11 protein-coding genes are annotated in these 21,318 nt (G+C 71.6%); 9 read left to right on the top strand and 2 right to left on the bottom strand.

All coding sequences use genetic code 11. From position 1 onward, the window contains the following. Positions 1-144: 144 nt before the first annotated feature. From ACYVK7_RS24840 to ACYVK7_RS24825, 4 genes are all read left to right on the top strand, one after another. A complete protein-coding gene (locus ACYVK7_RS24840) occupies positions 145-1,134 on the top strand; it encodes a malate dehydrogenase (RefSeq protein ID WP_460890408.1) in 990 nt (329 codons plus the stop codon). Then, positions 1,131-2,429 carry an MFS transporter gene (locus ACYVK7_RS24835; RefSeq protein ID WP_460890622.1) on the top strand — a complete coding sequence of 433 codons (1,299 nt, stop codon included), beginning with the start codon at positions 1,131-1,133 and terminating at the stop codon, positions 2,427-2,429. Before ACYVK7_RS24840 ends, ACYVK7_RS24835 begins: the two co-directional genes overlap by 4 nt. A 47-nt stretch (positions 2,430-2,476) precedes the next feature. Continuing rightward, positions 2,477-4,687 carry an NADP-dependent isocitrate dehydrogenase gene (locus ACYVK7_RS24830; RefSeq protein WP_460890407.1) on the top strand — a complete coding sequence of 737 codons (2,211 nt, stop codon included), beginning with the start codon at positions 2,477-2,479 and terminating at the stop codon, positions 4,685-4,687. A gap of 189 nt (positions 4,688-4,876) precedes the next feature. After that, a complete protein-coding gene (locus ACYVK7_RS24825; RefSeq protein ID WP_460890406.1) occupies positions 4,877-8,530 on the top strand; it encodes an ATP-binding cassette domain-containing protein in 3,654 nt (1,217 codons plus the stop codon). A 66-nt stretch (positions 8,531-8,596) separates the two neighbouring features. Here ACYVK7_RS24825 and ACYVK7_RS24820 read toward each other — a convergent pair whose 3' ends face one another. After that, positions 8,597-10,153: a glycosyltransferase family 39 protein gene (locus ACYVK7_RS24820; protein ID WP_460890405.1), complete on the bottom strand. Its 1,557-nt coding sequence runs from the start codon at positions 10,151-10,153 to the stop codon at positions 8,597-8,599. A 75-nt stretch (positions 10,154-10,228) separates the two neighbouring features. Further along, on the bottom strand, positions 10,229-11,716 hold the full coding sequence (locus ACYVK7_RS24815) for an MFS transporter (protein ID WP_460890404.1): 1,488 nt from the start codon (positions 11,714-11,716) through the stop codon (positions 10,229-10,231). A 105-nt stretch (positions 11,717-11,821) separates the two neighbouring features. On the opposite strand from ACYVK7_RS24815, the gene ACYVK7_RS24810 reads away from it, so the two are divergent. From ACYVK7_RS24810 to ACYVK7_RS24790, 5 genes are all read left to right on the top strand, one after another. Beyond that, positions 11,822-12,268, top strand: coding sequence for a GNAT family N-acetyltransferase (locus ACYVK7_RS24810; RefSeq protein WP_460890403.1), 447 nt, complete (start codon positions 11,822-11,824; stop codon positions 12,266-12,268). Positions 12,269-12,477: 209 nt separating this feature from the next. After that, on the top strand, positions 12,478-17,958 hold the full coding sequence (gene pulA / locus ACYVK7_RS24805) for a pullulanase-type alpha-1,6-glucosidase (protein ID WP_460890402.1): 5,481 nt from the start codon (positions 12,478-12,480) through the stop codon (positions 17,956-17,958). A 175-nt stretch (positions 17,959-18,133) separates the two neighbouring features. Then, a complete protein-coding gene (locus tag ACYVK7_RS24800; RefSeq protein WP_460890401.1) occupies positions 18,134-19,483 on the top strand; it encodes an extracellular solute-binding protein in 1,350 nt (449 codons plus the stop codon). A gap of 4 nt (positions 19,484-19,487) precedes the next feature. Further along, positions 19,488-20,363 carry a carbohydrate ABC transporter permease gene (locus tag ACYVK7_RS24795; RefSeq protein ID WP_460890400.1) on the top strand — a complete coding sequence of 292 codons (876 nt, stop codon included), beginning with the start codon at positions 19,488-19,490 and terminating at the stop codon, positions 20,361-20,363. Beyond that, entirely contained in the window at positions 20,363-21,253 is an 891-nt protein-coding gene (locus tag ACYVK7_RS24790; protein ID WP_460890399.1) for a carbohydrate ABC transporter permease, read from the top strand. Before ACYVK7_RS24795 ends, ACYVK7_RS24790 begins: the two co-directional genes overlap by 1 nt. Positions 21,254-21,318 lie beyond the last annotated feature (65 nt).

The raw sequence follows: 21,318 nt of genomic DNA, 5'->3' as shown, positions 1-21,318 counted from the left end.
AATGGACACAGGTATTTTCTTCACCGTACGCCCGCCTGCCCGGACGGCATTCTCTGCACCAGGTCGTCGGCGGTCGAGGAGCCCGGCAGACCGATGCCGCGTGGGGGCTGGGCGAGGTGGGCCGGTCGATGCAAGAGTGGTGCCATGACTGAACCCGTGAACGTCACCGTCACCGGAGCCGCTGGCCAGATCGGGTACGCGCTGCTCTTCCGCATAGCCGCGGGCGAGATGCTCGGCGCGGACACGCCAGTACGGCTCCGCCTCCTCGAGATCCCGCAGGCCGTCGCCGCAGCAGAGGGCACCGCGATGGAGCTCGACGACTGCGCCTTCCCCACGCTGGCCGGCGTCGAGATCTTCGACGACCCGGTCAAGGCCTTCGACGGGGTCAACGTGGCGCTCCTCGTCGGTGCCCGCCCGCGCGGCGCCGGCATGGAGCGCGCCGACCTCCTGGAGGCCAACGGCGGTATCTTCGGCCCGCAGGGCCGCGCCATCAACGACGGCGCCGCCGACGACGTGCGCGTGCTCGTGGTCGGCAACCCCGCCAACACCAACGCGCTGATCGCGGCGTCGAACGCGCCGGACGTGCCGGCGACGCGGTTCACCGCGATGACCCGCCTGGACCACAACCGCGCCCTCTCGCAGGTCGCGGCCAAGACCGGGACCGCCGTCGCGGACATCAAGAAGCTCACGATCTGGGGCAACCACTCCGCCACGCAGTACCCCGACCTGTTCCGCGCGGAGGTCGGGGGCCGTCCCGGCGCCGAGATCGCGGCGGACACCACCTGGCTCACCGACGACTTCATCCCGACGGTGGCCAAGCGCGGCGCGGCGATCATCCAGGCGCGCGGGGCATCGTCGGCGGCGTCGGCCGCGAGCGCGGCGATCGCGCACGTGCGCGACTGGACGCTCGGCACGCCGGAGGGTGACTGGACCTCCGCGGGAGTCTGGTCGTCCGGCGAGTACGGCGTGCCGGAGGGGCTCGTCTCCTCCTTCCCTGTCACGTCGGACGGCAGCGGCGAGTGGAAGATCGTCGAGGGCCTCGAGATCGACGAGTTCTCCCGCGGCCGGATCGACGCGAGCGTCGCTGAGCTGTCGGAGGAGCGCGACGCGGTCCGGACCCTGGGCCTCGTCTGACCCGCCCCCGCCCGGGCCCGGACGGGACGCTCGGGCGGGCCTTCGGCTGGTTCTGGGCCGGTGAGGCCGTCTCCGAGCTGGGCACCTACGTCACAAGCATCGCGCTGCAGGTGCTGGTGCTGGTCACGCTCGGCGCGAGCGCGACGGAGCTGGGCGTCGTCAACGCCGCGCGCTGGGTCCCGTACCTGGTGCTCGGCCTGGTGCTCGGCGCGGTGGTGGACCGCTGGCAGCGCCGGCCCCTGCTGATCACCACGGACCTGGTCCGCGGGCTCCTCCTCGGGTCCGTCCCGCTGCTGTGGTGGGCAGGGGTCCTGGACGTCCCCGTGCTCGCCGCTTTCATGGTCGTGCTCGGGCTGGCGTCACTGCTCAACGACGCGGCGTCCCAGTCCTTCCTGCCGCGGCTCGTGCCCCGCACGGCCCTGGTCCGGGCGAATGCCCGGCTCGACCAGACAGGGGCGGTCGCGCAGGCGTCCGGGCCGGCGATCGGCGGCGCGCTCACCACGGCCCTGGGTGCGCCGCTCGCCGTGCTCGTCGACTCGGCCACCTACCTGTTCGCCGCGTTCGCGGTCTGGCGGGCGAAGGTGCCCGAGCCGGACTCCACCCGCACCACCGCGCGGCGGGACGGCGGTGGCGTGCGGCTCGGTGCCCGGCGCCTGCTCGAAGACATCCGCGAGGGCATGCGCTGGGTGTACCGGCACACGATGCTCGCGCCCCTGGCGCTGGCGACGCACGGCTGGTTCCTCTGCAACGGCGTGGTGACCACCGTGCTCGCCCCGTTCGCGCTGGTGGGGCTGGGGCTCTCGGCGTTCCAGCTCAGACTGGCGCTCGCGGCGGCCGGCGTGGCGGGGCTGGGCGGCGCGCTGCTCTCCGAACGGGCGGGGCGGATCTGGGGCGCCGGCCCCACCGTGGTCGTGGCGATGGCGGTCATGGCTCCGGCATGGGCGCTCGTCGCGCTGACGCCGGCGGGCGGAGCCGGGACGGCGGCGACCTGGCTGAGCGTGGCGACCATCGCCGTCGGCCAGGGGCTGTACGGGCTGGGGATGGGGCTCGAGAACGCGAACTCGATGGGCTACCGCCAGGCCGTGACGCCGGACCGCCTGCAGGCGCGGACGAACACGACCATCAGGAGCCTGAACCGCGCGATGCTGGTCATCGGTGCGCCGCTGGGCGGGCTGCTCGCGGATCATCTCGGCTACCGCCCGGCCTTGTGGCTGGGTGTGGCCGGGTTCACGCTGGTGGCGGTGCTGCTCGGTGTCTCACGATTCAGGGCCGCGCGGCACCCTCAGGTATCTTGATATCGAGAGATCGGCACATTCCAACACCCGGGGAGTCAGCCACACCCATGTCCAAGATCATCTATACCCATACGGACGAGGCCCCGCTTCTTGCGACCTACTCGTTCCTGCCGATCGTCTCGGCGTACGCGGCCAAGGCCGGTGTGGACGTCGAGACCCGCGACATCTCGCTCGCCGGCCGCATCATCGCCCAGTTCCCGGAGCGTCTCACGGAGGAGCAGCGTCAGCCCGACGCGCTCGCCGAGCTGGGTGAGCTGGCGCACGACCCGTCGGCCAACATCATCAAGCTGCCCAACATCTCGGCGTCGCTGCCGCAGCTGAAGGCCGCCATCGCGGAGCTGCAGGGCCTCGGCTACGACCTGCCGGACTTCCCCGAGAGCGTCGAGACCGACGCCGAGAAGGACGCACGCGAGCGGTACGGCCGGGTCATGGGCTCCGCGGTGAACCCGGTGCTGCGCCAGGGCAACTCCGACCGCCGTGCCCCGGCGTCGGTCAAGAACTACGCGAAGGCGCACCCGCACCGCATGGGTGCCTGGTCGCCGGAGTCGAGGACGAACGTCGCCACCATGGGTCACGACGACTTCTTCTCCAACGAGAAGTCGGTGATCGTCGAGGCCGACGACACCCTGCGCATCGAGCACGTCGCCGCCGACGGCACCGTGACCGTGCTCAAGGAGTCGCTGCCGGTCCTCGCCGGCGAGGTGGTGGACGGCACGTTCCTCGACGCGGCCGCGCTGGACGCGTTCCTGCTCGAGTCGATCGAGCGGGCAAAGGCCGAGGGCGTGCTGTTCTCGGTGCACCTCAAGGCCACGATGATGAAGGTCTCCGACCCGATCATCTTCGGTCACGTCGTGAAGGCGTTCTTCAAGCCGGTCTTCGAGAAGTACGGCCAGGACCTGGCCGCGGCCGGGCTGTCGGCGAACGACGGCCTCGGCGGCATCTTCGCCGGGCTCGGGTCCCTCCCGAACGGTGCCGAGATCCGCGCAGCGTTCGACGCCGCGCTGGCCGACGGCCCGAAGATGGCGATGGTGAACTCCGACAAGGGCATCACCAACCTGCACGTGCCTTCCGACGTCATCGTCGACGCCTCGATGCCCGCCATGATCCGCATCGGTGGTCACATGTGGGGACCGGAGGGCGAGGAGGCCGACACGCTCGCGGTGATCCCGGACTCCTCGTACGCCGGCATCTACCAGACCGTCATCGACGACTGCCGCGCCAACGGCGCCCTCGACCCGGCCACCATGGGCTCCGTCCCGAACGTGGGCCTCATGGCGCAGGCCGCCGAGGAGTACGGCTCGCACGACAAGACGTTCGAGATCGCCGCGGACGGCACCGTCCGCGTCGTGAACAGCGCCGGCGACGTCGTCATGGAGCACGCGGTGCGCGCCGGCGACGTCTGGCGTGCCTGCCAGACCAAGGACGCCCCGATCCGCGACTGGATCAAGCTGGCCGTCACCCGGGCCCGCGCCTCCGACACCCCCGCGGTGTTCTGGCTCAACTCGCGCCGCGCGCACGACGCCAACCTGATCACGAAGATCGAGCAGTACCTGCCGGAGCACGACACCGACGGTCTCGAGATCCTCATCATGGACCCGGCGGAGGCGACGGCGTACTCGCTGGCCCGCATCCGCAAGGGGCTGGACACCATCTCGGTGACCGGCAACGTGCTGCGCGACTACAACACCGACCTGTTCCCGATCCTCGAGGTCGGCACGTCGGCGAAGATGCTCTCGATCGTGCCGCTGATGAACGGCGGCGGCCTGTTCGAGACCGGGGCCGGTGGCTCCGCGCCGAAGCACGTGCAGCAGCTCGTCGAGGAGGACTACCTGCGCTGGGACTCGCTCGGTGAGTTCTTCGCGCTGGCCGCGTCCTTCGAGCACCTCGCGACCAGCGAGGGCAACGCCCGTGCCCAGGTCCTGGCCGACACGCTCGACCGGGCCACCGGCACGTTCCTGGGCGAGGACCGCTCGCCGGGCCGCAAGCTCGGCACCATCGACAACCGCGGCTCGCACTTCTACCTGGGCCTGTACTGGGCACAGGAGCTGGCCACCCAGTCCGACGACGTCGAGCTGGCCGCCACGTTCAAGCCGCTCGCCGAGGCGCTGGCCGCCGGTGAGCAGACCATCGTGGAGGAGCTGCTCGCCGTCCAGGGCAAGCCGGCCGAGATCGGCGGGTACTACCGTCCGGACGAGGCCAAGGCGACTGCGGTCATGCGCCCGAGCAAGACGTTCAACGAGGCGCTCGCCTCCCTCTGACCCCCCGCCGAGGTAGTCCTCTGGCGAGGTAGTCGTCTGGCGAGGTAGTCACCCAGCGGGCAGGGGTGACTACCTCGCTGCACGACTACCTCGCCAGACGACTACCTCGCGAGGGTGCGGCGTGACGCTCGTCGCTCTGCGGAAAAAGAGGCGGGGAGTGTCGGTGTCTCGACGTAGCCTCAAGAAACGATGATCGACGCGCCGCAGACCCCCGACACCACGCCCTTTCCCGAGGCGTCGCCTCGCGCTGCCGGTGCGCTGACGGACGACCCCGCCCGCCGCCTCGACTGGCGCAGGCTGCGCGGTGCCGCCGCCGTCATCGCGCTCCTCGCCCTCACCGCGGGCGCCGTGGGCCAGGCCCTCGGCACGGTCGCGGCCGGGCAGCTCGCCGCCGACGCCACCCTCGTCGGGCTGGTGCTCCTCGCCGTGTGCGTCGTGGGCGGCGCGCTCTTCGACGGCGTCGGGCAGGTGGTCTGGGCGAGCGTCGTGGACCGCGCGGAGGGCAGGCTCCGGAGCGATCTGCTCAGCGCGGCGCTGCGCCAGCCGCTGGCGACGCTCTCCGAGCAGGCGGTCGGCGAGGTGCTCGACCGGGTCGACGACGACACGCACGCCGTCGGCACCCTGGTACGGCGGCAGCTGTGGGGCGCCGGGCGCACCGTCGTAGGCGTCGTTCCCATGTGGATCATCGCGGGCGTCACCTGGTGGCCGGCCTGGTTCCTCTTCCCCGTCCTCGGGGGCATCGTCGCCCTGCTCACCCGGCCCCTGCTCGGCGAGATCTCGCGCCGCAAGGTCATCGAGGAGGCCGCGTGGACCGACCACGCCGCCGCCTTCGAGGAGGCCGTCGCGGCCCGGAACGACCTGCGTACCAGCCTGGGACAGGCGTTCGCGGTGCGCAGGGTCGCGCAGCTCTCGGCGATCGTGCACGACAAGTTCCGCGCGGTGGTGCGGGTCGAGGAGCGTCTGCTGCGGCGGGCCGGCCTGGTGATGTACGCCCTGCTGGCCGGAACCGCGGTCGTCTGCGCCGTGGTCGCGGTCGACGGGGGCCTGTCGGTGGACCAGCTGGTCACGCTGTTCCTGGTCACCGCGATGTTCGTCGGCCAGATGGACAACCTGGTGCACCACCTGCCGGACATCCAGGAGGGTCTCGGCGCGGTGCTGCGAATCCGGCAGATGCTGTCCGTCGAGCCGGAGCCCGAGGGTGGTGACGACCTGCCGGAGGGGCCGCTCGACCTGGAGCTGCGCGACCTGTCCTTCGCCTACGCGGAGGGCACGTTCGCGCTGAACGGCGTCGACCTGACCGTCCCCGCAGGCGAGACGATCGCGCTCGTCGGCCGTACCGGCTCGGGCAAGTCCACCCTCGCCGCACTGCTGTCGCGCGCCGTCGAGCCGGAGCGCGGATCGGTGTTCCTGGGCGGTTCCGACGTGCGTGACCTGGACCTGCAGAAGCTGCGCGGTGCCGTGGGCGTGGTCACGCAGCGCACCGAGATCATCGCGGGGACGCTCGCCGAGAACATCGCCCTGTTCTCCGACGTACCGCGGTCGGACATCGAGGAGGCCGTGCGCGAGCTCGGGCTGACCGACTGGGTGGCCGGGATGCCTGACGGGCTCGACACGCTCCTCGGACCCGGCGGCACCACGCTGTCCGCCGGGGAGGAGCAGCTCGTCGCGTTCGCGCGGCTCCTCGTGCGACACGTGCAGCTCGTGGTGCTGGACGAGGCGACCGCCCGGATGGACCCCCTCACCGAGGCGCGCGTCGTGGCCGCGTCGGACCGCCTGCTCAGCGGCCGCACCGGTGTGCTGATCGCGCACCGGCTCGGCACCATCGAGCGAGCCGGCCTCGTCGCGGTCCTCGACCACGGCCGTGTCGTGCAGCAGGGCCGGCGTGCGGTCCTCGCCCGCACACCCGGCCCCTTCCGGTCGCTGCTGGAGGCCGGCTCGAGCGACGGGTCGCTCGACGGCGCCGCCACCGGTCCGGAGCCGGACGCCGCAGCCGACGCCACCCACCAGACCGCGACAAGCACCCCGTCCGACGCCGCAACCGACGCCACGACCGACACCGCGACGGACGCACGTGATCAGTCGGTGACGGCCCCCGCCGAGCCAGACGCGGTCGGCGGCCGCCGCCGTGCGGGCACCCCGCCCGACCTGACGCCGCCCGGGGACGGGCCGAGCCTTGCGCGCGGGGTGCTGCACGCGCTGTTCGTGCGCCCGAAGTGGGGCCTGTTCGGCGCGGTCCTGTTCCTCCTGGCGAGCCTGGTCGCCGCCCAGGGCGCGGTCAGCGGGTTCCTGTGGGGCCGCACGGTGGAGGAGGTCGGCACGGGCGAGCTGCCCGTCGGCCTGCTCGTCGCGCTCGCGGTGCTGCTGCTCATGCAGCCGCTGTTCATCTCGCGCGCCCTGGGCGTCTACCCGCGCTGGTGGGTCGAGGTGCTGCTGCGGATCCGGATGTCGGTCATGCACGGGCAGACCCGGCAGCACCGGCTCCCCGCCACGCCACCCGGCGAGGTCGTGGCCCGGTCGATGGACGCCGACCGGTTCGTGCGGTACGCGGACCGCTGGGTCGACTTCGTCAACGGCCTCGCCATCGTCGCGGTCACGGCGCTGATCAGTGGTACCTGGACGGCGGGTGCCGTCCTGCTCGCGGTCATGGTGGTCTCCGCGGCGGCCTCGGCGATCGGCCGGCCCATCGCGGGCCGCTCGGCCGCCGGCTCGTCCGCGGCACGCGCGCGGTTCGGCCGCGCCCTGGTCTCGGCGCTCGACTCCGCCCGCACGGTGAAGCTGGCCGCCCGCACACCCGACGTGCGCCGACACCTCGGCCGGGTCGACTCGGGCCGCGTCACCGCGGCCATCTTCGAGCACCGGGTGCAGGCGGTACTCGACTCGGTGCCGTTGGTGACGCTGTACGCGGGTGTGGTCGCCGCGTGGACGTTCTACCTGACCGACCGGTGGGACCTGGCCACGACCCTGCTCGTCTCGAGCGCGGTGATGGGCTTTGCCTGGTTCGGTGTGGTCGCGGGCGCCGTGGTCACCGAGGCACCCGGCACCCGCGCCTGGCAGGTGGCGACGGCCCGGTTCGCGGGCGGTGTCGACCTCGTCTCACGGCTGCCCGACGTGGACCTCGTGGCGGGCACCGCTCCGGCGCCCGAGTCGACGCGGCGCGAACCCCTGGACCGCCTGGAGCTGCGCAAGGTCACCGCGGTGCACGACGACGGGACGATCGGCGTCTCCGACGTCGACCTCGAGATCCGCCGGGGTGAGCTGGTGCTGCTGCTCGGGCAGGTCGGTTCCGGCAAGTCGTCCCTGCTGTCCGCGCTCGCCGGGCTCATGGAGCACACCGGCGAGGTCCGCTGGAACGGCACCGAGGTGACCGACGCCCAGGTGTTCCTGCGCCCCGGCCAGGTGGCTCACGTGGCCCAGGTGCCGCGGGTGCTGTCCGGCACGTTCTCGGACAACGTGCAGCTCGACCACGCCCGCGAGATCCATGGCCCGGTGCAGGGCGCACGCCTCGCGCAGGACATGGCAGAGGCGGGCGGACCGCACGCCCTCGTGGGGCACCGCGGCGTACGGCTGTCCGGCGGCCAAGTGCAGCGCCTCGCGCTGGCCCGGGCGCTCGCCGCCGACACGGAGCTGCTCCTGGCGGACGACGTCTCCAGCGCGCTCGACGCCTCGACGGAGATCGAGCTGTGGGCAGCCCTGCGTGAGCGGGGCACCACGGTGGTGGGTGCCACGTCCAAACGTGCCGCGCTCGCCCGGGCCGACCGCGTGGTGGTGCTGACGGACGGCAAGGTGGCCGAGGTGGGGCCGTGGGCCGCCATCGCGCCGCGGTGGAGTCACCTCGCCGGCTGACGGTCGACACCCGTTCGACCCGGGCCGACGCCCACGGCACCTGGACCGGCCTGCCCGAGCGGCAGGTCAGTCCAGGTGCCGCAGGTCCGGCCAGATCGCGGCCCAGCCGCCGACAGGTTCGCGGCACACCAGGATCGACACGCCCTGCTCCTCGTTGTCGACGCCGACGCCGTTTTCGAGCCGCCCTTCGACCGCGCACCGTGCGAACCGGCCGTCCCACGCACCGGGGGTCTCCGTGAGCACGAGGGCTACGCTCGCCGAGTCCGGCGGCGGCCCGTACTCCCACAGCTGGTTGTGCCCGGAGTACGCGGCGGGCAGCCCGAGGTCGGTGCCGAACCGGTCCACCGCGCCGGCCTCACCGTAGTTCTGGGTCAGCACCACGGAGCGCTCCCGGTCGGCGGCCGGGAGCGCGGCGTGCACGTCGGCGACCTGGCGCACGTACTCCGGCCAGCCGACGGCGTCCTGGGCCGAGGAGTTCATGTCGGCGATCGGCGTCTCGGCCAGGTCCGCGACTGGCACCAGCGGCAGGCTGATCACCAGGCACGACGCCGCGTTCAACAGGACGACGGCCACGACGACGACCCGCCGCCATGCCGTCCGCGCCCACGCCGCCACCGGCACGCACCCCGCCGCGAACAGCACCGACAGCAGGCCGGTCGCGTAGTACGTCTGCGACCCCGCCGCGTAGGTGAACACGAGCAGCACCGGGTACGCCACCACCAGGAACCGCAGCGTGGGCAGGCGCCGCCAGAGCCACACCAGCCCGGCGATCCAGACCAGGGCCAGCGGCGGGCCGAGCGTGAGCAGCTGGAAGAGCCACATCTCGGAACGCACCTCGGCGGCGTTGTTCTCGCCGAGCGCCGCGCCCATGGCGAGCTGTGGCCACCCGTTCGTGGCCTGGTAGACGAGGTTCGGCAGGCCCACCAGCAGCGCGAGCACGCCGCCCGACCAGGGCCAAGGCGTCGCGAGCGGCCATCGGGTCGTGGTGCCCGGCGCGCGCAGCGGTCGCCACGGCCAGGCGACGAGCAGCCCGAGCAGCACCCCGCCGAGCAGCGCCACCACGAGCAGCTTGTTGTACAGGGCGACGCCGGTGACCAGTCCGGCCGCCAGCCACCAGCGGGGGTCGCGCCGCACGGCCCGGATCATGCACAGCAGCACCGCGGGCCACACCGCCAGGTCGAGGCTCGCGGTGAGGAACGTGTGCCCGAACGCCAGCGGGATCGCCGCCGTCCCGTAGCCCCAGGCGGCCAGTGCCTGCGCGCCCCCGCGCCCGCCCAGCTCGCGCGCGACGAGCGCGATCACGACGATCGCAGCCAGGTGCGCCAGCGTCGCGGGGATCCGCATCACCAGCAGCGTGTCACCGAACAGGTCGGCGAACGTCCGCGCCAGCCACGGGGTCAGCGGAGGCTGGTCCACGTATCCCCAGGCAGGGTCGAGCATGCGGAAGTACAGCTCGTCCCGGTGGTACCCGTACCGGGTGCTGACCGCCGTCAGCAGCACGCCGAGGACCAGCACCGCTGCGCCCACCGGGCCCCACGCGACGGCGGGCAGGGCCTCCGCGGGGCGTGCGCGCCCCGCACCGGGTTCGGTGCCGGAACCACCTGGTGCGGAGGTGACCGCCATGGCGGGAACGTACTCGTCGTACGCCGCGTGCACCAGGGAGGTCGCGGGTGGTCTTCGCGACGGCGCCGCGCTGCGCTACGCCTGCCGCACGCGCGGGTCGACCCGCCGCGGCAGCGCGAAGACCAGCAGGAACGAGGCCACGGCGAGCGCGGCGCTGGTGCCCATCGCCATGGTCGCGGCGTCGGCGAACGCGTCGGCGACCACCTCCGGCGTCGGGCGGCCGGGCGGGAACGACAGCGATCCGAAGAGCACCGAGCCGATGACGGCGATCCCTGCCGCCGACCCGATCCGCTGCATGGTGCCGATCACGCCGGAGGCCGCTCCCGCCTCGGCCCGGTCGACGGTGGCGACGATGAACTGCGCGTTGGGGGCGATGAACAGGCCGCTGCCGACGCCACCGACCAGGAGCGGTGCCGCCAGGGTCCAGCTGGTCAGGTCTCCGGCGGGCACGAGCCAGAGCACGAGCCACAGCGACACGAGGCCGATCGCGACCATGCCGGTGCCGATCACGAGCACGAGCCGGCCCAGGCGGTGCGCGAGGCGCTCGCTCTGGGACGCGCCGACGATCGACCCGATGGCGAACGGCACCGACACGATCCCCGATGCCAGCGCCGAGTGGCCGAGACCGGACTGCCAGAAGATCGAGACGGTGAAGAAGATGCTGGTGAACGCGGCGAAGTAGACGAGCGCGAGAACGACGCCGCCGGTGAAGGCGGGGTGCGAGAAGAGGTGTGGCGGGACGAGCGGGTTGCCGCCCCCGGCCACGAACCGGCGCTCCCAGAACGCGAAACCGACGAGCAACAGCAGTCCGCCGGCGAGGGACGCCCAGGTCCACCACGGCCACCCGGCGTCCTCGCCCTCGATGAGCGGGACCAGGACGGCGACCAGTGCGACCGAGACGAGCAGCAGGCCCACGCCGTCCACCCCGCGTGAGGTGCCCCCGACGACGATCCGGGGCAGCAGCACGGCCGCGGCGACGACAGCGATCATCCCGAACGGCAGGTTGACGAAGAAGATCGAGCGCCAGCCCTCCGCCTCGCCGAACGCCTCGATGAGCAGCCCGCCGACGATGGGCCCGAGCGCCGTGGAGAACCCGATGGCCGCGCCCATCACGGCGAACGCCTTGCCGCGCGTGCGGCCGGCGAACATCAGCTGGATCAGCGCCGTCACGGCGGGGAAGAAGATGCCGCCGCACAGGCCCTGGACAACGCGAGCCACGATCAGCTCGGTGGAGCCGTCCGCGAGCCCGCACCACAGGCTGGCGAGCGTGAACCCGGCCAGGCCCACGACGAACACCCACTTGTGCCCCACCCGGTCACCCACCCGGCCGGCGGGGATCAGGGCCAGGCCGTAGGCCAGGGCGTACCCGGAGATGATCCAGGACAGGGTGCCCTCCGAGGCGTCGAGCGAGGTGCGGATGGTCGGCAACGCGACGTTCACGATGGTGGTGTCGAGCAGCGCCATCGAGACACCGAGGACGAGTACCGCGAGCGCGATCCACGAGCTGCGCGGAGTCGCGTCCGGCGCGCCGCCCGACGCCGCGGGCGCGGAAGAGCTGGTCACTGGAGTGCGCCTCTCGGAGAAGGGGGAACTCCCAGATGCTACGTGTCGGACGCGGAGCGCATCCGGGGATTCGTGTGCCCTGGCACGTTACCTAGGGTGAGCCTCATGGACCTGATCTTTCGTGAGGCGAAGCTCGACGACCTCGAACGCGTCGTCGAGCTCATCGCCGACGACGCCGTCGCCGCCCGCCGCACCGGCGCCTACGGCGAACCGCACCTGAGAGCCTTCGAGGCCATCGCCGCGAGCCCGGACAACGAGCTGGTCGTCGCCGAGTCCGACGGCGCGGTGATCGGGGTGATGCAGCTGACCTACATCCCCGGGATCTCGCGCAACGGCGCGTTCCGGCTGCTGGTGGAAGCCGTACGGGTGAGCAGCGAGCTGCGCGGCCAGGGCATCGGCCGCCTCCTGATGGAGCACGCGCACGAGCGCGGCAGGGCGCGGGGCTGCGCGCTGGCCCAGCTCACCTCCGACAAGCAGCGGCCCGACGCGCACCGGTTCTACCGGAGCCTCGGCTACGAGCAGTCGCACGAGGGCTTCAAGCTCCCGCTCTGACACTCGCACCGTGAAGGTCCGCTTCCACCATGCACGTGCGCATGCTTTCGGGCTGCGCAGCGGGCCCAGCTGCATGGTGGAAGCGGACCTTTTCGCTGCATCGCACGAGGGGCGGCACATTCGACCTCGACCAACCTTGCTGCAACGTTCTGCAAGCGTTACAGTCGCGTTCGGTTCACACTGGGTTCCGGACGACGAAGGGGTCATCCATGTCTCGCACCGCGCGCCCGCGCCCCACACAGCTCGGCGCGGCCGCCGTCGCGTTAGCGCTCGCGGCATCGGTCGGGCTCGCCGCCTCGGCGTCCGCCACCGCAGGCGCCGCCACGCCCGACGCGACCACGACCAGCGGGGCGGAGGACCGCACCGCGGCCCTCGTGGGCAGCCTCCAGGACGAGCTCGGCTGCGCCGCCGACTGGGACCCGGCGTGCGCCGCGACGGAGCTGAGCCCACAGGGCGACGGCACGTTCGTCGCCGAGCTCGAGCTCCCCGCTGGCACCTACGAGTACAAGGTGGCCCTCGACGACACGTGGGACGAGGCCTACGGCCGGGACGGCGGCCAGGACAACGCCCCGCTCCACCTCGAAGGTCCGGCCACGGTCCGCGTCACCTATGACGACACGACCCACCGCACCGCCCTGACCCCGCTCACCCTCGCGGGCGAGTACACCGAGCAGGACGGCGACCTCGTGCGCGAGCCCGTCCGCCAGCCCGGCAGCGACGAGCGCTTCTACTTCGTCATGACCGACCGGTTCGCCAACGGCGACCCGGCCAACGACGAGGGCGGCCTGACGGGCGACCGGCTCACCACCGGCTTCGACCCGGAGGACAAGGGCTTCTACCAGGGCGGCGATCTCGCGGGCCTGCGCCAGAACCTCGACTACATCGAGGGCCTGGGCACGACGGCGATCTGGCTCACCCCCAGCTTCCTCAACCGCCCCGTGCAGGGTGAGGGCGATGACGTGAGCGCCGGGTACCACGGCTACTGGATCACCGACTTCACGCGCATCGACCCGCACCTGGGCACCAACGCCGAGCTGGAGGCCCTGATCGACGACGCCCACGCGCGCGGCCTCAAGGTGTACTTCGACATCATCACCAACCACACGGCCGACGTCGTCGACTACGCCGAGGGCACGTACGACTACGTGGACCAGGCCACCGCCCCGTACACGGACGCTGCCGGAAACTCGTTCGACCCGGCCGACCACGCCGGGACGGGCAGCTTCCCGGAGCTCGACGCCGCCACGAGCTTCCCGTACACGCCGGTGATCGACCCGGCCGACCAGGGCGTCAAGGTCCCGGCCTGGCTGAACGACCCGACGCTCTACCACAACCGGGGCAACTCGACGTGGGCGGGCGAGTCCGTCACCTACGGCGACTTCAGCGGCCTGGACGACCTCATGACCGAGCACCCCGACGTGGTGAACGGCTTCGAGGAGATCTACAAGGCGTGGATCGACCTCGGCATCGACGGGTTCCGCATCGACACGGTCAAGCACGTGAACTTCGAGTTCTGGGAGGAGTGGTCGGCCGAGATCGAGGAGTACGCCCGCGCCCAGGGCAAGGACGAGTTCTTCACGTTCGGCGAGGTGTACGACGCCGACGCCGCCAAGACCTCGCCGTACGTGCGCCGCACCGCCATGAGCTCCGTGCTCGACTTCTCGTTCCAGGCCGCCGCCACGAGCTACGCGAGCGGCAACAGCGCGCAGCGGCTCGCGGACCTGTACGCGTCCGACGACCTGTACACCACACCGCACAGCAGCGGGGCCGCACTGCCCACGTTCCTCGGCAACCACGACATGGGTCGCGTGGGCTACATGCTGGCCGGTACCGACGACCCGCTCGCGCGGGACGAGCTGGCACACGAGCTCATGTACCTCACGCGCGGCCAGCCGGTGGTCTACTACGGCGACGAGCAGGGTTTCGCGGGCACCGGTGGTGACAAGGACGCCCGCCAGACCCTGTTCGCCACCCAGGTCGACGAGTACGCGAACCAGCCCCTGGTGACCGGCGAACAGGCGGGCAGCGTCGACCGGTACGGCACCGACGCCCCGCTGTACGAGCACATCGCGGCCCTCGCCGACCTGCGCGAGGAGCACCCGGCGCTCGCCACGGGCGCCCAGCTCGAGCGGCACGCCGACGACGGCGCGGGCGTCTACGCCTTCTCCCGCGTGCACCGCGACGAGCAGGTCGAGCACCTGGTCGCGGCGAACAACGCGGCCCAGGAGCGCACCGTCACCCTCGACACCCTCACCCCTGGCGCGACGTTCGCCCCGCTGTACGGCACCGACACCGCGCTCACCGCCGACGCCGACGGCGCGGTCACGCTGACCGTCCCCGCACGCTCCGCGATCGTGCTGGTCGCCGACCGCACCGTCGGCGCGGACTCGGCGGGCACGGCCACCGTGGTTCCCGGCGCGAGCGCCCGGCCGGGCGCCGCGATGTCCTCGGTGGCCCCCGTCGCGGCAGGAATCGACGACGCCTGGGCGGAGACCTCGTTCGCCTGGCGCGCCGTGGGCACCGACGAGTGGCACCACCTCGGCACCGCCGAGGACACGTCGCCCCGCGTGTTCCACGACGTGGGCACCGGCGGCTCCGACCTGCCCGAGGGCACCCTCGTCGAGTACCGCGCGGTCACCCAGGACGCCGACGGCGACCGTGCCGCCGCCAGCTCGTACGCGTCGGTGGGCATCGACGTGAGCGGCGTGGTGGACGACAGCACCGACCCCGACCTCGAGATGGTCACCGTCGCCGGTTCGCACAACAGCGAGATGGGCTGCGCCGGCGACTGGACCCCCGACTGCGAGGCCGCGCGCCTCACCCTCGCCGACGACGGCACCTGGACCGGCACGTTCGAGCTGCCCGCCGGCTCGTACGAGTTCAAGGTGGCCGTCAACGGCTCCTGGGCGGAGAACTACGGCGCCGACGGCGTGCGCGACGGCGCCAACATCCCGTACACGACGGGCGGCGGACCGGTCACGTTCACCTGGGACCCGGAGACCAAGGTGCCCGGCGTGCGGACCGGCACCCCCGGCACACCGGGGGAGGGTCAGCAGGCCGCGCACTGGGTGCGGCAGGACCTGCTCCTCGTCCCCGCCGAGGGCTTCGGCTCCGGAGACCGCTGGACCCTGGAGACCGGCGACCCGGAGGCCCCGACGTCGTACACCCTGCTGCGGGGTGCGGCGCCCGCGGACGTCGCCGAGGACTTTCCCCACCTGAGGAACCACCGCGCCCTGGAGATCGAGGGTCTGGACCGGGCCGCGGCGACGCGGGCCCTCCAGGGCCGGCTCCGGCTCACGCGCCACGACGGCGACACGCTCAGCGCCGCGACGGGCGTACAGATTCCCGGCGTGCTGGACGACCTGTTCGCCACCGACCGCACGCTGGGCGTGACCTGGCAGGGCAGCAAGCGGGCGTCGTTCGCGCTGTGGGCGCCTACCGCCCGGTCGGTCACGCTGCAGGCCTGGCCGGCGGGTGCGTCGCTGGAGGACGAGCCGCGCGCCTTCGAGATGAAGCGGGAGCGCGACGGGGCCTGGACCCTCGACGGGGGCAAGGGGCTCGACAAGCGTGCGGGCTGGCAGGGCGCGCGCTACCGGTACGCCGTCGAGGTGTACGTACCGAGCACCGGCCAGGTCGAGACCAACATCGTCACCGACCCCTACTCGGTGGGGCTCACGCTCGACTCGACGCACTCGGTGGCGGTGGACCTGGACGCGAACCAGTGGCGGCCGAAGATCTGGCGCACGACGCCCGCACCGGTCGTCGAGGACGCCGTCGACCAGACCATCTACGAGCTGCACGTCCGTGACTTCTCGATCTCGGACGAGACCGTGCCGGAGCGCCTGCGGGGCACGTACGGCGCGTTCGGGGTGCGCGGCTCGAACGGCATGACGCACCTGCGCTCGCTGGCCTACGCCGGGCTCACCACCGTGCACCTGCTGCCGACGTTCGACATCGCGACGATCCCCGAGGACCGCGCCGACCAGGCCACCACGGGTGACCTGTCCGGCTTCGCCCCCGACGGCACCGAGCAGCAGGCCGCCGTCGCGCAGGTCCAGGGGCAGGACGGGTTCAACTGGGGGTACGACCCGTACCACTTCATGTCGCCCGAGGGCTCCTACGCCGTCCGGGCCGACGGTGGTCAGCGCGTCGCCGAGTTCCGCTCCATGGTCGGCAACCTGCACCGGGCAGGGCTCCAGGTGGTGCTGGACCAGGTGTTCAACCACACGGCGGCCTCGGGCCAGGACCCGAAGTCGGTGCTGGACCGTGTGGTGCCCGGCTACTACCACCGGCAGAACCCGGTGAGCGGGGCGGTCGAGACCAGCACCTGCTGCCAGAACGTCGCCACGGAGCACGCCATGGCCCAGAAGCTCATGGTGGACTCGGTGGTCACCTGGGCCCGCGACTACCACGTGGACGGGTTCCGGTTCGACCTCATGGGCCACCACTCCCGCGCCAACATGGAGGCGGTCAGGGCGGCGCTCGACGAGCTGACCCTTCAGGAGGACGGCATCGACGGGTCGAGCGTGTACCTGTACGGCGAGGGCTGGGACTTCGGCGAGGTGGCGGGCAACGCCCGGTTCGAGCAGGCCACGCAGGGCCAGCTCGGCGGTACCGGCATCGGCACGTTCAGCGACCGCCTGCGCGACGCCGTCCACGGCGGCTCGCCCGTCGACGGCTCCTCCCTGTTCACGCAGGGCTTCGGCACGGGGCTGTTCACCGACCCGAACGGGAACGAGGCGCGGCTGGGCGACCCGGCGTCGGTCAACGACGGCGGCGACGACGAGGCGACCGACCTGGCCCACCAGAGCGACCTCGTGAAGCTCGGGCTGGCCGGCAACCTGCGGTCCTACGAGGTCACCACCGCATCGGGTGATCAGGTCAGGGGCGACGAGCTGGACTACCGGGGTGCGCCGGCCGGCTACGCGGACTCGCCGGAGGAGGTCGTGACCTACGTCGACGCGCACGACAACGAGACGCTGTTCGACCTGCTCGCGCTCAAGCTGCCCGCCGACACCCCGATGGCGGACCGGGTCCGGATGAACACCGTGTCGCTGGCGACCGCCGCCCTGTCGCAGTCGCCGTCGTTCTGGCACGCGGGCACCGACCTGCTGCGCTCCAAGTCGCTGGACCGCAACTCGTACGACTCCGGCGACTGGTTCAACGCGATCGACTGGTCGGGGCAGGACAACGGGTTCGGCCGCGGCCTGCCGATGGCGGCCGACAACGAGGACAAGTGGCCGCACCAGCAGCCCCTGCTCGCCGACGCCGCGCTCAAGCCCGGCCCCGACGACATCGCGTTCGCCTCGGCCCAGGCGGCCGAGCTGCTGGAGCTGCGGCACTCGACGGAGCTGTTCCGGCTGGGGTCCGCCGACCTGATCCGGGAGAAGGTGACCTTCCCCGGCTCCGGCCCCGACGCCGTCCCCGGCGTCATCACGATGTCGGTGGACGACCTCGCGGGCCCGGCCGACGCCGACCCGGCGCTGGACGGCGTGCTCGTGGTGTTCAACGCGTCGCCGTCGGAGGCCACCGTCGAGGTTCCCGAGCTGGCCGGCCGCGACTACGCGCTCTCGCCGGTGCAGGCGGGTGGGGCGGACGCCGTCGTGCGGCAGACGGAATGGGACCGCGCAGGCGGGACTGCGACGGTACCGGCGCGGACGGTAGCGGTCCTGATCGATCCGGAGGGCTGATCCCTCGCGACGGCGCCGGTCTTTCCGGCGCCGTCGGGAGCTCCTGGGAGCCGACAACCTGACAGCGCTGACAATTGCTCCCGAGAGTCCCTTGACTACGGCACGCCAGGGGTGAATCGTGTGCCTCAGCTTGTCCGGCAGTGCTGCCGGACTTCGCACGACGCAAGGGAGCTTCATGCGCACGGCACGATTCCTCATCGCACCCGTCACAGCAGCGGCGCTCGCCCTCTCGCTCGGTGCCTGTGGCTCCGGCGGAAGCGGGTCCGACGAGTCCACGATCAAGGTGGCCTACCAGAAGTTCGGCAACTTCACGCAGGCCGATGAGCTGTTCAAGGACGTGAAGGCCGACTTCGAGGAGGCCAACCCTGACATCACGGTCGAGCTGGTGCCCATCGAGGCGCAGCAGAACGACTACTTCACCAAGCTCGCGCTCATGAACCGGTCACCCAGCACCGCGCCCGACGTCATGTACGAGGACACGTACATGATCAAGTCCGACGTCGAGGCCGGGTATCTCGCACCGCTGGACGACTACCTCGCCGAGTGGGACGAGTGGGACCAGTTCGTGGACAGCGCCAAGGAGGCCGGCGCGGGCGACGACGGCAAGACCTACGGCGTCTCCATGGGCACCGACACGCGCGGCCTCTGGTTCAACAAGGACGTCCTCGCCAAGGCCGGCCTGCCGGAGGACTGGGCGCCGAAGTCCTGGGACGAGCTCCTCGAGGCGGCCCGGGCGATCAAGGAGTCCGACCCCGACGTCGTCCCGTTCAACATGTACTCCGGCAAGCCGCAGGGCGAGGCCGCGGTGATGCAGGGCTTCGAGATGCTGCTCTACGGCACCGGCGACACCCTCTACGAGGACGGCAAGTGGGTGGTGGGCTCCCAGGGCTTCATCGACTCCCTCGAGTTCATCACCACCGTGTTCACCGAGGGCCTCGCGCCCACCCCGCAGCAGGCGCTCGACACCAACATCGGCAACACGGTGCAGGCCGAGTGGCTGCCCGAGGGCAAGGTCGGCATCGCGCTCGACGGCTCGTGGGTGGCGGGCAACTGGCTCGAGTCCGGCGTCGCGCCCTGGCCCGAGTGGTCCGAGACCATGGGCACGGCCCCCATGCCCACCCAGGACGGTCAGGACCCGGGTGCGGTGAGCATGTCGGGCGGCTGGACGCTCGCCATGGGTTCGGGCTCCAAGAACCCGGACGCCGCGTTCGAATTCATCTCCATGGCCCTGAACCGTGAGAACTCCCTCTGGTTCGACGTCGCGAACAGCCAGATCGCCGTGCGGACCGACGTGGCCGAGGACCCGGAGTACACGAAGACCAACCCGACCACCGAGTTCTTCACCGGCCTGGTCGACGTGACCAACTTCCGGCCCGCCACCTCGGACTATCCGAAGGTCTCCAACGAGATCATGGTCGCCATGGAGTCCGTGATGACCGGACAGCAGACGCCGGAGGAGGCAGCCGCCGTCTACGACGAAGCAGTAGCCGGCATCGTCGGCGACGAGAACACGACACAGGGCTGACTCGATGGCCGTCACGTCCCGCGGCGCGGCGCGGGTGGTTCCACTCGCGCCCGCCGTCGTCCTGCTCGCGCTCTTCATGCTGGGCCCCGTGGTGTGGTCGTTCTACGGATCGTTCACGAACGCTGCGCTCACGGGCCCGGCAGCCCTGAACCCCGAGTGGATCGGGGTCGACAACTACACGGCCCTGTTCAGCGACCCCGAGTTCCCGAAGTCGCTCTGGCTGACCGTCGTGTTCCTGTTCGCCTCGGCCGTGGTGGGCCAGAACGTGCTGGGCATCGCACTGGCCGGGCTGCTCCGCTCGGCCGTCAAGCCGGTGCGGTCCATCGCCTCGACCGTCGTGGTCGCCGCGTGGGTGCTGCCCGAGATCGTCGCCGCGTTCGCCGCGTACGCGTTCTTCCACGCCGAGGGCACGCTCAACACCATGCTCGGCGGCGTCGGCATCGCCGGCCCCGACTGGCTGTACACGACGCCGATGCTCGCGGTCATCCTCGCCAACATCTGGCGCGGCACCGCGTTCTCCATGATGGTCTACTCCGCGGCGCTCGCCGAGGTGCCGCCGGAGCTCACCGAGGCCGCGCAGCTCGACGGCGCGAACGGCCTGCAACGGCTCGCCTGGGTGACCCTGCCGGTCATCCGGCGCAGCATCTCGACCAACCTGATGCTCACCACCCTGCAGACCCTGTCCGTGTTCACGCTGATCTACGTCATGACCGGCGGGGGACCGGGCACGGACAGCTCGACGCTGCCGATCCTGGCCTACCAGGAGGCGTTCAAGTTCGCGCAGGTCGGCTACGGCACGGCCATCGCGACGGTGATGATCATCGTGGGCGGCGTCTTCTCCGTGGTGTACATCCGCGCACTCCGCCCGGAGGTGGACTGATGGCCGGCCAGATGACGGCGCCCGCCGTGACGACGAGACGTGGCACCACGGCCGGCCAGCTGGCAGGTCCGCGGCTCAAGGCGACCAAGCTGGTGGCGAACCTGGTGCTGCTCGTGATCGCCGTGCTGTTCGTGCTCCCGATGGCCTGGGTGGTGGTCGCGTCGTTCGACGCCGAGGCCACCCTGTCGTTCGGGCTGCCCGACGCTCTGACCGCGGACAACTTCGCCGCGATCATGACGCCGGAGCTGACCTGGCTGCCCTTGTGGAACGCGTTCGTGCTGTCCTTCGGCGCCGGGGCCATCACGGTGGTCGTCGCCGTGCTCGCCGCGTACCCGCTGTCGCGGTACCGCATGCGGTTCGGCAAGTACTTCCTGTACTCGGTGCTGTTCGGCACGTGCCTGCCGATCACGGCGATCATGGTCCCGGTGTACTCGCTGTTCGTGCAGCTCAACCTGCTGGACTCGCTGCCGGGGACCATCTTCTTCATGGCGGCCACGTCGTTGCCCATGGCCATCTGGATGACGAAGAACTTCATGGACTCGGTGCCGATCTCGCTGGAGGAGGCGGCCTGGACCGAGGGGGCGTCGGCCATGCAGGCGCTGCGCCAGGTGGTGCTGCCGCTCATGCGGCCGGGGATCGCCGTTGTGTTCATCTTCGTGTTCGTGCAGGCGTGGGGGAACTTCTTCGTCCCCTTCGTGCTGCTGCTCTCCCCGGAGAAGCAGCCGGCGGCCGTGAGCATCTTCGCGTTCTTCGGGCAGTACGGGAGTGTGGCGTACGGACAGCTCGCCGCGTACTCGCTGCTCTACGCCGCGCCAGTCCTCGGGCTGTACGTGCTGGTCACGAGGATCTCGGGCTCGGCGTTCGCGCTGGCGGGCGCGGTCAAGGGCTGACCCGCGAGCCGGGCGGTCGGCAATCCGTCAGGTGATCGGTAGTCCGAACTGCCGATCACCTGACG

The organism is Promicromonospora xylanilytica (genome assembly GCF_054782895.1).
Note: the sequence above shows the minus strand (reverse complement) of the source record. Positions and strands in the feature narration are given on the sequence as shown.